The organism is Streptomyces sp. R11 (assembly GCF_041051905.1).
Taxonomy (GTDB): Bacteria; Actinomycetota; Actinomycetes; order Streptomycetales; family Streptomycetaceae; genus Streptomyces.
In genome coordinates this window covers 4865023-4877475 of the sequence record NZ_CP163432.1, presented here as the reverse complement: position 1 = coordinate 4877475, position 12453 = coordinate 4865023, and the positions used below count along the sequence as shown (strand labels likewise).

At 60.7% G+C, this 12453-nt stretch carries 12 protein-coding genes; all 12 read left to right on the top strand.

Annotated features, from left to right (window positions below):
* The first annotated feature begins 4 nt into the window (after positions 1-4).
* The 12 genes from AB5J55_RS22500 (at position 5) to AB5J55_RS22445 (ending at position 12452) form a co-directional block, all read left to right on the top strand.
* Positions 5-1567, top strand: a complete 1563-nt coding sequence (locus AB5J55_RS22500; RefSeq protein ID WP_369272399.1) for a hypothetical protein — start codon at positions 5-7, stop codon at positions 1565-1567.
* Between the two features lie 3 nt (positions 1568-1570).
* Entirely contained in the window at positions 1571-2995 is a 1425-nt protein-coding gene (locus tag AB5J55_RS22495; protein WP_369272398.1) for a phage portal protein, read from the top strand.
* Between the two features lie 69 nt (positions 2996-3064).
* Positions 3065-3649 carry a hypothetical protein gene (locus tag AB5J55_RS22490; protein WP_369272397.1) on the top strand — a complete coding sequence of 195 codons (585 nt, stop codon included), beginning with the start codon at positions 3065-3067 and terminating at the stop codon, positions 3647-3649.
* A gap of 15 nt (positions 3650-3664) precedes the next feature.
* On the top strand, positions 3665-4705 hold the full coding sequence (locus AB5J55_RS22485) for a hypothetical protein (RefSeq protein ID WP_369272396.1): 1041 nt from the start codon (positions 3665-3667) through the stop codon (positions 4703-4705).
* A gap of 35 nt (positions 4706-4740) precedes the next feature.
* Positions 4741-5313 (top strand): phage gp6-like head-tail connector protein, encoded by a 573-nt coding sequence (locus AB5J55_RS22480; protein WP_369272395.1) that lies wholly within the window; start codon positions 4741-4743, stop codon positions 5311-5313.
* Positions 5297-5623, top strand: coding sequence for a hypothetical protein (locus AB5J55_RS22475; RefSeq protein WP_369272394.1), 327 nt, complete (start codon positions 5297-5299; stop codon positions 5621-5623). Before AB5J55_RS22480 ends, AB5J55_RS22475 begins: the two co-directional genes overlap by 17 nt.
* Positions 5620-5982 (top strand): hypothetical protein, encoded by a 363-nt coding sequence (locus tag AB5J55_RS22470; protein ID WP_369272393.1) that lies wholly within the window; start codon positions 5620-5622, stop codon positions 5980-5982. Before AB5J55_RS22475 ends, AB5J55_RS22470 begins: the two co-directional genes overlap by 4 nt.
* On the top strand, positions 5979-6365 hold the full coding sequence (locus AB5J55_RS22465; protein ID WP_369272392.1) for a hypothetical protein: 387 nt from the start codon (positions 5979-5981) through the stop codon (positions 6363-6365). The genes AB5J55_RS22470 and AB5J55_RS22465 overlap by 4 nt, the downstream gene beginning before the upstream one ends.
* A 58-nt stretch (positions 6366-6423) precedes the next feature.
* Positions 6424-7008, top strand: coding sequence for a hypothetical protein (locus tag AB5J55_RS22460; protein ID WP_369272391.1), 585 nt, complete (start codon positions 6424-6426; stop codon positions 7006-7008).
* 73 nt (positions 7009-7081) lie between these two features.
* The gene (locus AB5J55_RS22455) at positions 7082-7387 is read left to right on the top strand and encodes a hypothetical protein (RefSeq protein ID WP_369272390.1); all 306 of its coding nucleotides are present in this window, start codon (positions 7082-7084) and stop codon (positions 7385-7387) included.
* Entirely contained in the window at positions 7387-7800 is a 414-nt protein-coding gene (locus AB5J55_RS22450) for a hypothetical protein (RefSeq protein ID WP_369272389.1), read from the top strand. The genes AB5J55_RS22455 and AB5J55_RS22450 overlap by 1 nt, the downstream gene beginning before the upstream one ends.
* An 8-nt stretch (positions 7801-7808) precedes the next feature.
* Complete coding sequence (locus AB5J55_RS22445; RefSeq protein ID WP_369272388.1) at positions 7809-12452, top strand: transglycosylase SLT domain-containing protein; 4644 nt, start codon at positions 7809-7811, stop codon at positions 12450-12452.
* Position 12453: the final 1 nt, after the last annotated feature.

The following is a 12453-nucleotide window of genomic DNA, read 5'->3' as shown; positions in this document are numbered from 1 at the left end:
ATCCTTGCAGACAGGCAATCTGCCCGCAGGGGTCCCAAAGCCTAACGAGACGCTTGGTTACGGCATCATCCGATGGGCTCAGAAGTTCATTGTTCAGCCTGATGGAGACAGGGCCGGTGAGCCTTGGCAGTTCACGCCTGAACAACTCCGCTTTGTGTTGTGGTTCTACGCCATCAACCCGGATGGAACTTGGAAGTACAGCGCGGCCACTCTTCGCCGCGCTAAGGGCTGGGGGAAGACGCCTCTCTTGGCGGCCCTCGCCATTGTCGAGTTCCTAGGCCCATGTCGATTCTCCCACTGGGATGCCTTCGGGCTGCCGGTTGGTAAGCCTGTCCCTCTGCCTGTCGTCCAAGTTGGCGCCACTGCGCTGGACCAGACAGAGCAGACAATGGACATGATCCGAGGCATGCTTTCGGAGTCTCCAGCCGAAGCGATTTACGGCCTGGACATCGGCAAGATGGTCGTGCAATTCAAGTCTGGCAAGCCCGGCTCCATCAAGCCGAAGGCCACTGCCGGCCGCACCAACGAGGGAAATCGACCATCGTTTTGCTTGATGGACGAATGCCATCACTGGGTGGGGTCGAACGGGGGCCCGGACTTCTTCCAGACCTTGAAGCGAAATATCGAGAAGACCACCAAAGCCGGTTCTCGGTGGGTCTCGACGACGAACGCGTACAACCCCAACGAGGACAGCGTTGCCCAGATCATCCACGAGAGTGAGATGGTCGCACAGGGCTATTGGCTCTACGACTGCCTAGAAGGCTCGATTGCCCTTGAGGACATCCGAGATGCCGAGCGAGTACGAGCGGCCCTCAAGGAGGCGTACGGGGACGCGTCATGGGCCGACATCGACGGCCTGACCCGAACCATCCTCTACGACCGTACGACGCCGGACAGCACCTATTGCCGCTTCTTCTTCAACCAGATCGCTGAGTCTTCAGACGGCTGGATGAGTAAGAGCGAGTGGGACACGTGCCTTGACGAGGACGACCCGATCAAGTCAGGCGATCAAATAGCCGTTGGGTTCGACGGCTCGATCCGCGGTGACGCTACGGGCCTTGTCGGAGTCCGGTTGCGCGATGCGAAGTTGTTCGTCCTCGGTGTCTGGGAGCGTCCCGAACACGCTACTGATGACTGGGAAGTTGACGTTCTCTCGGTAGAGGCCGCAGTTGCAGAAACGTTCCGACGCTATCGCGTCGAATGGTTCTACGCTGACCCGCCTTACTGGCAAGAGAACATCGGCCGTTGGGCTATCGAGCACGGCGAAGACTACGTTTTTGAGTTCTGGACGAACAAGCCAACCCGCATGGTTCAGGCGGTCGAGCGTTTCAGAACTGCCGCCATGGTCGGCGACTTGAAGCATGACGGGGACCACAGGCTTACACGCCATGTGCTGAACGCCGTGACCCGTGAAGTACCTCAGGGGCTCCTCATCACGAAGGACTCTCCCCGATCCAAAAGGAAAATCGACCTTGCCGTATGCGCCGTGCTCGCCCTGGAGGCGAGAGCTGACGCCATCGCTGATGGCCGTATGCAGATCCGGAGGTCCAGAGTAGTGGGGTGGTAGCCATTGGCCGATATTGAAGTTGGGTCCCCACCCAACACCCCATCGGGGTGGGTGGATTGGCTACACGCAAAGCTACTCAGGCGCCGCACATATCTGCGGTTCTGCTCGGAGTACTACGACGGCAAGCATCAGAAGATGGTGTTCGCTCAGGCCAAGTTTCAGAGTGAGTTCGGTCGGGTCTTTGAGCGCTGGTCCGATAACTTCTGCGGTCTCATCGTGGATTCCGTCAACGAGCGCATGTTCATCGACGGCTTCCAGATGACTGACGAGCCCGGCGGAGACAAGGACGCTCGGGAAATCTGGCAGCGCAACCACCTGGACGCCGAGTCAAACGCGGCTCACCTGGACTCGATGGTTCACGGAGTCTCGTACGCGATCGTGTGGGCGGACAGTGCCGGCGAGCCCACTATCAGCGTCGAGAGCGCTGAGAACGTCGTGGTCCAGCACAAGCCCGGTAGCCGCTGGGACATCGAGGCCGCAGCGAAGTTTTACACCGACGATTGGGGCAGGGAGTTCGTCACTCTCTGGTGGAACGGCCACGTCTATACGGGCTCGGGCATGACCGGGCAGTGGGGCGACTACAAGGCCGCCCCGAACCCGCTCGGTGAGCCTCCCGTCATCCCGATCCCCAACCGGTCCCGTCTGACGGGCCCGTACCTCTCTGACCTTGCTGTGGTCATCCCCCTCCAGGACGCCATCAACAAGACCGTGGCTGACGCCCTGGTGGCGAGCGAGTACGCGGCTTGGCCGCAGCGCTATGTGACGGGTCTGGAGATCCAGGAGGACGACCAGGGCCGTCCTGTCGAGCCGTACCGGGTTGCCGTTGACAAGCTCCTTCAGGCCGAGTCGCCTGACGTGAAGTTTGGGCAATTCGAGGCCGCGGACCTCAAGAATTATGTGAATCTCACGAACATGCTCGTTCAGCATATGGCGAGTATCAGCCGTATCCCATTCCATTACTTCCTTCTGAATGGCGGTACGGCCCCGTCTGGTGAGTCCATTACCTCTGCTGAGGCTGGACTGATCGCAAAGGCGCGAGAGCGCATGTTGCACTTCGGTGAGGCTTGGGAGCGCGTAATGCGCCTGGCCTTCCGGGTTATGGGTGACAAGAGATCCGATGCCCACGGGGCTGAGGTTATCTGGCGTGATCCTGAGAACCGCACTGAAGCGCAACACATGGATGCCTTGCTCAAGGCTCAGATGCTCGGCGTTCCGAGAGACCAGCTCCTTCTTGATGCGGGATACACCCCGCAGCAGATTGAGCGCTTCCGCTCGATGCGGGAGCAAGATGCCAAGGACGCAATGGAATTGGCGAAGAAGTACCCGGCCCCGCAGCCGGAACAGCCTAACGGCCAGCAGGCTGCCGAGAAGGCAGCCCACAAGGCTCCACAGGGCAACTCAGGTAACGCGGCCCGCAAGGCGGCGTAGACCGTATTCACCAAAGGACGGCTCCCGAAATGGGGGCCTTTTTTGATGCCACCGAAATGGAAGGCTCCCATGGACGACACCACGCAGCAGCAGAACGACCAGCAGCAGCCCCCTGCCACTCCTCCGACTCCGCCTGTCACTCCCTCTGTGGAGCAGCTTCAGGCAGACGTGGAGCGGTGGAGGGCCCTTTCTCGCCAGAACGAGAAGAACTACAACGACGCCCGCACTGAGCTTTCCCAGCTCAAGGAAGCGTCCATGACGGACGCCGAGAAGGCGCTTGAGAAGGCCCGGGAAGAGGCGCGAAATGCGGCCCTTTCAGAAGTCGGCTCTCGCCTCGTTGAGGCCGAACTTCGTGTTCAGGCCGCCACCGCTGGTGTGAATTTGCCGCCTGCCGAGTTCCTGAATGTCCAGCGCTTCATTGGCGCTGACGGGTCTCCGGACTCCGCTGCCATTCAGACGTTTGTGTCGTCCCTTCCGCAGCCGTCCAAGGCCCCTGATTTTGCCCAGGGGATTGGCCTTGGCCGTCAGGGCGATTCCGGGGGTTATGCCGCCGGTCAACTCGGCCGTGACGCCCTTTCCCGTATGTCTCCCCAGGACATTGCTGCTGCCCGTAAGGCGGGCAAGCTCGACGCGCTTATGAGGGGGGACCTCTGAAAAATGAGGTAACGCATGACCTTTACCACTCAGACCGGTAACAACACCGGTGCCGGCCAGCTCCAGGCCGCAGGGGGCCATTTCATCCCCGAGATTTGGGTTGCCCAGCTCCTTGAGGATCTGGACGACAATCTTGTTCTCGGTTCCCCGGAGATCGTCAATCGCCAGTATGAGGGCGAGTTCCGGCGTGAGGGCGACGTTGTTCGCATCCCTCACTTCGTTGACACCGTGACTGACAAGGGAATTGTCAAGTCGTACGGCTCGATCGGTACTGCTGACCGGGCTCAGCTTGAGTACATCAAGATGACCGTTGCGAAGGGTTCGAGCTTCCACCTGGAGCTTGACAACCTGCACCAGCTTCAGACCAAGTCGGGTATCGACCTGATGAGCAACCTCATCAAGCAGCGTGCCCGGACTCTGGCGAACACGCTGGACAGCCTTATTGCCAAGACCCTCCTTGCCGCTGTCGCGAGCAAGGACCTGAACGGCACTGAGGACCGCAACGCGACCGTTTCCGGCCTGCCTGCCTTGCACGGCAAGATTGACGCCATCGTTGACGGTGACTTCGTCGCTGGTGTCGACATCAGCGTCTATGACTTCGTCGTGTCGATGCTCGAAAAGCTCGACATCAAGGGCGCTCCGCAGGATCGTTTCCTCTTCATCAGCCCGAAGCTGCGTTCTGCTCTTCTGCGTGACCCGAAGTTCATCGACGCCTCGCACTTCGGTGGTGGCGCGGTGATGCCTTCCGGCGTCATCGGTCAGATTCTCGGTGTCCCGGTTCGTGTCGCCAACACGCTTGGCTCTCACACCCGTTCCACTGAGAAGCTGGTCAAGAACCGTCACACCGACTTCTCTTCGGTGGACATGTTCATGGGCTCGACTGCGGCCGTGTCGCTCATCGTCCCGTTCGCTGAGATGCAGGCATACCAGCCAGAGGCCAAGTTCACCAACGCCATCAAGAGCCGCGTCATCTACGACGCGAAGGTGATCCGCCCTGAGCAGCTCGTTGTGGCTCAGAACGTCGAGACGCTGATCTCGACCCACAACGCGGCGTAAGGGGGCCTCTGTTGCCTCTGGCTTCCGTTGACGATGTGGCCGCCCGTATTGGGCGGCCCATCGTCCCAGATGAAACAGACCGTGTAGCGGCCTTCCTGGCGGACGTTACGGGCCTCATTGAGGACTACTGCGGTCGGGACATGGACAGGCGGAGCGGCCAGAGCATCACCCTCTATCCGGAGGGTGGCTGTGTCCTCTACATCCCCGCCCGGTATCAGACCTTCCTCACCGTTGCCGGCGTCCTGCAGAACGGCCAGGCGGTCACTGACTACACCTTCAACGGCCGTCATCTGACCCGTGAGGCTGACTGGGGCGAATCCGCGGTGACCCTCACAGCCTCTTGGGGCTACGAGGCCGTACCCGCCTCGCTCCGAGCCATCGCCTGTTCCGAGGTGATCCGCTGGCTTGCTCTCTCCCCTGGTGTCGAGAGTGAGCGGGTCGGCGAAGTCGAGGTGACGTTCGCAGGCGCCAGCTCGGCGCAGACGCTCTCAACAGCCACCAGGACGAGCCTCCGCCAAGGGCGGTGGCGCCGTGGTGTTGCCAGCCTGACGCTTCGCAGAGAGGGCCCCGTCCTCGACCTAAGGGGGCCTGTTGTACTCCACGACTGACCCTGTTGAGGTCTGGCGGGCTCCCACACTCAAGAACGCGTACACCTCCCGCCCCGACTGGGACCAGGCCGTGAAGGTCTGGGAAGGGCTCGCCAGTGTCCAGCCGGACAAGGCGTATGAGTCGTACTCCCCCGCACGTGACCAGTCTCAGGAACGGCTTACCGCGTTCCTCCCCTACTCCGCTCTCGTCTCCTCTGGAGACCGGGTAAGCCTCAACGGCCACATGTACGAGGTCGACGGGGAGCCTGAGCGGTGGGGCTACACCTCCCGCCGGCACCTGAAGCTCTCCATCTGGAGGGCTCTGAAATGACCGAGCCCAAGAGCGCCCGTACCCGGCTCGTGCTTCACCGGAACTGGCAGCGCGAGGCCCTGGCCCTTCCTGACGTGAAGGAGCTGGTAGCCAAGCGCACTGGCGAACTCCTGCACAGAGCCATCACTGACGCCCCGAGGCGCGGTCATAAGGCGCTTCCTTGGAATGCCATCAAGAAGAACATCGAGGCGTATGTGCGGCTCGACCATGACGGATGGTTCGGCAACGTCGTGATTGAGGACGACCCTCAGGTTCGTCACGCGATGTTGCAAGAGCGGGGGTTCACCAGCCCTCGCGGTCGAAGGATCAAGGGCCGTAGGTACCTCAAGGGCGCCCTTCTGAAAATGAGGGTGGAATGAGGATTGACCCCATAGAGTTCCTGGTCACCTATCTGGAATCCATCCCGGACATCCCTGATGGATCGGTGCTGGGTGACCTCAACAACCATGTCACCGGTGAGACCGCCGTTTACCTTGAGCACATGGGCGGATTCCGCGTTGTGCGGGACGCCATGGACCGGATTGACGTGGAGTACGCCGCTTACTCGATGGACCGTAAGGAATCCGTCGATCTCGCGCTTCTCGTCCGAGAGAAGTTTCTAGAGGATCTTCCGGACACTGCGGTTGGTGGTGCTCTCGTCCTGGACGTCGAGGAGATCGATTCTCCGAAGTACGACCCAGACGACTCCTCGCGCGAGCACGTGTATTGCGGACAAGTAGCGGTCTTCTACACCGCAGTCTGACACTCCCACATTCTCAGCCCCCTTCCTGGGGGCTTTTTTTATGCCCTCAGGAGGCCCTATGGCCAATGATCCAAAGAAGATTCGGTTTGCTCCGAACGGTGCCATCTACGTAGCCCCAACGAGCGGCACCCTTGTTGTGCCCGCCGATCTCGGTACGGCTGACACTGCCCCTACCGGTTACAAGGCGCTCGGCTACGTTGATGAGGGTGGCGTCACTCTGACGCCTGCTATCGAGACGCAGCCCGTGAATGCGTGGCAGTCGGCGACTCCAGTTCTCTACAACGTCACGTCCGCGAGTTTCAGCGTGAAGGCAACTCTCCAGGAAACCAACGAGGTTGTGACTGAGCTGTTCTGGGGTGCCGAGTGGGTTGAGATCATGTCCACCGACCCGACCCCTGTTGGTACCGGTGTCTTCAAGCTCGACCTCTCGTCCACTCCCGAACTCAAGGAAATCTCTCTGGTTGTGGACTGGAACCAGGGCGCTATCCGGAACCGGTGCGTGATTCCACGAGCGATGATCTCCGACCGTGGAGCAATTCAGCTCAGCCGGACGGAGAACGGCAAGTTCGAGCTGACGATTGAGGCCATGGATGCCTCCGGGAAGCTCGGTTACGTCCTCACCAACGACGACATCCTTCCGTAAGGAAGTCCCCTGAGCCGGGGCGGGGTTACGCCCCCGGCACCCTCTCTCTTACCTCACCCCAAGGAGTTCCCCCATGTCTACTGCGAAGAAGTCCGGCCCAAAGAAGAACGGTGCCAAGAAGGTTGCTGCGGCTGCGGCTGAGGCCAAGAAGACCTTTTTCACGTTCGAGCACCGCGGGCTTACCTTCAGGCTCCCTCACCCGAGAAACTTCCCGCTTGAGGTTCTGATGACGGATGACGAGCTGGTTGCTACTCAGCTCATCCTTGGCGAGGACCAGTGGGCCGCGTACCTCGCGACTGGCCCGGACATCGAGGACTTCGGCGAGTTCGCCAAGAAGATGTCTGAGGCTCAGGGGCGTGACGACGACTCGGGAAACTGATGGCAGTCGTCCGTGTCATTCAGGAGTTCCCTGACGAACTAGAGGCAGACCTCTTGGAGTTCTTCAGTGTTGACCTCCTGGACCTCTGGCACGGACGGCTTTCCCTTCGGCGTATCGGTGTCCTCATCCACTCTCTGATGAGCAAGCCCGGACGCTCAACTCTGCTTATGGCCATGGACGAACGCGCCAAGTGGCCCGAGCGGGATTACATGCTCGCGCGTATGTCTGACGCGCTTGAGCTTTCGAACTACCTCTTCCTCAAGGCCAACGTCGATGAGTCCGACGCGAGAGACCTTGAGCTTCCTCCACCGATTCCACGGCCCGGCGAACCGGAGCCGCAGCCCGACCGGCAGCATGAGTTCAGCGATGCGCAGGAACTCACAAGCTTCTTTGGGCGGCTAAACAGCGCCTAGGGGGTTCCATGGCTGAAGGACGCGGCCCAATCAAGGTCGGTACGGGCTACATCGAGATCATTCCGAAGGTCCTTCAGAAGGACGTGGAGGAGCTTCGCCGTAAGGTCTCCTCCGAGATGGAAAAGCTCGGAGCGAAGGCCGCGAGGGACATTTCTGCTGGGGCCAAGAAGGGCCTTGAGACTCTGCCGGCTGAGGTCGAGAAGCAGGCCAAGAAGGCCAACGAGAAGACCAAGAAGGCAAAGAAGGACTCTGCCAAGGATCTTGCGCGTATTGAGCGCCAGATCACCAAGGAGTACGGCGAGGAAGCCGCAGCCCGTTTCCGTGCCTTCCGTGAGCTGGAACAGAAGAAGTCAAAGACCCTCAAGAAGGCGTCCCAGGAAACGAAGAACGCTCTTCGTGACACCGTGCGCCTGGAGGAAACTGCCGCCAAGCAGAGGCTTGCTGCGGCCGAGAGGCTTGAGAAGGACCGTCGCCGGGCTCTCAAGCAGACTCAGACGGAACACGCCCGTATTGAGCGTGAGAAGACCCGGTTCGAGCAGACTCAAGAGCGTCTGCGTATCCAGGCTGCCCGTGAGGCAAACCGTGTTCAGATTGCGGAGATGCGCGAGGCCACGCGCCTTCAGGTAGCACAGATGCAGCAGCAGACGGCTATGCATCGCGCTGAAATGCAGCGGCAGACCGCGAATCAGCGGATGCAGCTTCAGGCCCAGATACAGGCTCAGCGTGCTGCGACCACTGCCATTGTCACGTCGCTGCGGGAGCAGGCTGCCGCTCAGCGTGCAGCGCTTCAGGACGGCATTACCGCGCATCAGCGGAACATGACGCAGCTCCGGGACCAGATCCGGGATATCAACCGGGACATCAACACCACCAACACGACCACTCAGTCTTACTTCACGAAGACTGGAACTGCTCTGCGCCGTATGGGCACTTGGTTTGACCAGGTGGGTATGTCCATCAACGAGGCTGCGAACATTCTGACCACTCGCTTCCTCGCTCCGCTGGCTGGTGCCGGCGCCGCTCTGACGGCTATCGGTGTCGAGAACGCGGATAAGCGTCTTCTCGGTCAGCTCGGTCTTTCTTCGGCTGGTGTTTCGAACTCTGTCTCTGCGGCTCAGATGGCAGCGATCCAGAACTATGCGATTGACACGCCGTTCTCGATCGACGTCATGCACGAGTATCAGATGAAGCTCATCCGCTCTGTCGCTGGCACTGACAAGAGCTGGTACAGCACGAACGCGGGAACGCGTACGGGTGCGGCCAACAAGGCTGCGGAGAAGACCACTGACCTGATTATGGCTATCGGTGACTCGATGGCCCGAGCCGGTAACCTCAACCCTCAGCAATTCCAGCGCGCTATGTACGCGATGGACATGATCATGGATATGGACCGAGCGCCCACGAAGAACGTGAAGCAGCTCGCCGCGGCCTCCGGTATGCCTGCCTCTGAGCTTGCTCAGCTCCTCGGGTTCAAGAACTCAACGGAGATGTGGAAGATCATTGGTACGCCTGCCAAGGATGGTGGAGGCGTCACCGGTTCGCAGATCATGAGCGCGATGCTCAACTACTGGAACCCGGAGAAGTACAAGGGAACCCAGTCCGGTGAGGGCTCCAAGGGCTTTGCTGCCACGATGACGAGTCAGACCATCACCGGTCGGATTCAGCAGATGAAGGAGCGAGCCTCTTTCGAGCTGGGCAACCTGTTCGTCGAAGAGGGCAAGGACGGTCAGTACCAGTACACGGAGCTTGGTAACCAGATTGCTGGTAAGGGCGGGATTCTGGATCAGGTCCAGGATCTTGCAAAGAAGTGGGCTCCGAAGGTCGATGACTTCCTTGGGTTCTTCCTTGATGGCGTCGAGACCTTCATCAGCACAATTGACCGTGCTGCCACCTGGATTGAGGAATCCGGGCTGGCCGATCTGGCCAAGCCCATTGCTGAGTTCCTGCTCAAGTGGGGTCCCCTGATCCTGGCTGTTGGGCTCCTGTCCAAGGTCCTCGGTAAGGCGGTCGGGCTCGTAGGCCGTGCCTTCGCTCCTGCCGCAGCTCTGACACGAGCTGGTGTCCGCGCGTACGAGGGACAGCGGGATGTCCGCAGTCAGCGGCGTGCAGCTCGGGACGCTCGCAACGAGGCGAGGGACAACGGCGGTTCGCGCCGTGAGGTTCGCCAGGCAGGCCGTGACGCCTACAGGCAGCAGCGGACGACCAACCGCAACGGTGACAGTCGCTCCAACGCTCGGCGCGTCCTGGACGGCTTCATGGGCCGTGACTCCCGTGAGGCTGATGGACAGCGGCGTATCCGTGAGCTTGAGGACCAGATCAGGGAAGCCCGAGACGCAGCCAACGAGCTGCGTGACGAGCTGCGTGAGACGGACCGAGAGAACATGCGCCAGATCCGTGCCGCCCTTGCCGGCGGATCAGGCTCGGTGCAGGGGGCCGCCAATCAGGCGGGCCAGGCTGTGAACTCCCTCCAGCAGCAGGCCCAGCAGACCAACACCACCAGCCTTGACCAGCTCAGGCAGGAAGTTGAGAAGGTCGAGAAGGCCGCTCAGGATGTGATCTCCCGTCTCGGCACGGTCAAGAACGACGTGACCACGCTCGACGGGCTGAACCTAAACGCGGTCACCGCGGAGTTCGGTCAGCTCAAGACGGCTGCCCAGGACGCGGGCAAGGAGATCACTTCCGACAACACCCGCGTTGGGAATCTCGACAAGAAGACGGTCAACGGGGTCACTGGCTCGGTCAACGGGCTGCGAGACGCGGCAAAGAAGGCTGCGGACCAGATCGGTGATGGCGCCATGTCGTCGTCCACCTCTGGCCGTGTCGCCAACCTCAACAAGCGTCGGCTGACGGACATCATCGCGGAGTTCAAGAAGCTCACCGATGGTGCGGACGACGCTTACAAGAAGGTGGGCCAGGGCACGGGGGCGGGCTCGCTCGCGGGTCGTATCGGTCTGCTCAACGGCCGTTCCCTCAAGGACATCACCAACAAGGTCAAGGATCTCGAAAAGGAACTCAAGGACGCCAAGGGCCAGGCCGAGGGCCTTGACACGTCTCTCGGGAACATCTCGAAGAAGGCTCCTGGTGGCGGTTCCGGCGGTAAGGGTAAGGGCGGCAAGGGCAATGCCCGTGGAGGTATCGCCACTCAGGCGGATGTCTCGATGTACGGCGTCATGCCGGGCTATGCCCCGTGGGTGGACAACATTCCGGCGATTCTCTCGCCGGGTGAGGCCGTTCTTCGTCCTGAGGTGACTCAGGCTATCGGCCCGGACACGATCAATTCTTGGAACGCTCTCGCTGTCCGAGGAAAGATCAGCCGTCACGCTCGCGGTAGCGGTGGTGGGGGGAAGTTCGATCTCGACCAGATCAAGGAACTGATCGAGCTTCAGAACATCTATCCCGTTGGCACTGCAATGCTCAAGACGATGAAGCTCGACGGGTCCTCTGACCCGCTGGGCGGAAGTGTCCAGGGCGGCATTCTGCGGACGGGTGACCACTCCGCCGGCATCGGCGGTGCCGTGGGTGCTCAGAAGTTCAAGGGCATGTACGACTGGATGACCGAGGACGTTTACACGGTCCTCAAGAAGGTCCCAACTCTGGTCGGTCAGGCAGCCGGAATTCTCGGCGGAACCCTGTCCCCCATCCTGGGGGATTACTTCTGGGATGACGTCTGGAAGGGCAGCGGAAACATTGTCGAGCGTGGCCAGCGGTACATGGGCCACGTCTTCAGCCTGGAGACCCTGGGCAAGGTATGGGAAAACCTGTACTCCGGTGTAGGGGACTCACTCAGCGCCATTTGGGACACGATCACTAATCCTGTCGATGCGGTGACGAACGTCTTCGGGGATATCGGAGACATCCTGTCGGGCTCGTACAACAACCTGATCGGCATGATCGAGACAGTAAAGGAAGTCAAGGACGCTCCGCTTGCCTATGCAGGTCGCGTCTTTGACGGCTTCATGGCCAATGCCGAAGAGGCCATGCCGAACACTAAGGGCCTGTTCGACTTCGACAAGGGTTCCAAGGTTGACGCCAAGATTCCCGACATGGGCGCCAGCATTGCGGCGCCTGGTAAGGGCTCAGGGGCTCAGAAGTGGGCTCCTGTTGCTTCTCAGGCGCTTTCGATGCTTGGTCTTCCTGGGACTGCGCTGCCTACGGTCCTCTACCGGATTGGCATGGAGTCAGGAGGCAATCCCACCATCGTCAACAAGTGGGATAGCAACTGGCAGGCGGGACACCCGAGCGTCGGCCTTATGCAGGTCATTGGACCTACCTTCAAGGCGTATGCCGGGATGTTCAAGAACACCGGCCCATTCTCGTACGGGACGAGCACTAACCCACTCGCCAATATCTATGCGGGTCTGAACTACGCGAGGAACCGTTATGGCTCCCGCTGGCAGTCCGTACTTGCCGGAAACACCGGTTACGCAACGGGCACTCTTTCCGCTTCTCCAGGGCTCGCCCTGGTGGGCGAGAAGGGCCGTGAGTTGGTCGCCTTCGGTGGCGGTGAGCGGGTGTTCGACAACGAGGAGACCGAAGGGATTCTCAACGGCAAGAAGTACGAAATTCACGTGCATGAGGCTCGCACCGAGCCGACGCCTCAGGCCGTGCTGAGGGCTCTTAGAACTGCGGAGGCCCTTTACACGACCCTGTAAG